This window comes from Vibrio sp. Y176 (assembly GCF_033438945.1).
The window spans coordinates 1-647 of sequence record NZ_JAWOQS010000669.1 but is presented as its reverse complement, the minus strand read 5'-3'; the positions used below and the strand labels follow the sequence as shown (position 1 = coordinate 647).

At 45.0% G+C, this 647-nt stretch carries 1 protein-coding gene; it reads right to left on the bottom strand.

Features of this window, described 5'->3' with window-relative positions; translation table 11 throughout:
* On the bottom strand, nt 1-647 hold a 647-nt coding region (locus R7O13_RS27975), incomplete at both ends, for an ion transporter (protein ID WP_318305337.1).

The following is a 647-nucleotide window of genomic DNA, read 5'->3' as shown; positions in this document are numbered from 1 at the left end:
TTTCACCAGTACTTTGTGGGATTGCATCTCTTGATGTAGCTCCGCTGTAAATATCCCTGTCGGAACCGCGAGAATCGAGTAACCCAAGAGCATGGTTATAGATGCCAGCGCTTTACCTAAGTTAGTTTGAGGAACCAAATCTCCAGATCCCACGGTGGTTATGGTCACAATAGCCCAATAAATACTTTTCGGAATACTGGTAAATCCGTTTTCTGGCCCTTCAACAATAAAAATCAATGAACCGAAAATCGTGACCAAAATGGCGACGGTTGTGAAGAAGATGAAGATCTTTCTGCGAGCCATTAGTAATGAGCGCAACAAAATGTTGGACTCTTGCAGGTACCTCACCAACTTCAAGATACGAAAAATACGCATCACACGTAGTGCTCTGATCACGCCCATGAAAGAGGCGGATGGGAAGAACAATACTAAGTAAGTTGGGATGATCGCCAACAGATCGACAATACCGTAGAAACTTTTTGCGTACGCCACCGGTTTTGGCGAGCAATACAGACGTAGCAAGTACTCAATGGTAAACAGGCCGGTGAAGGTGTATTCAAGGTACTTCAGTTCTTTTGCCCACTCAGCACGTACCGAGGGAATGGAAGCTAGAACGAGAACAGCTAACGAGCTGATGATGGCAATAA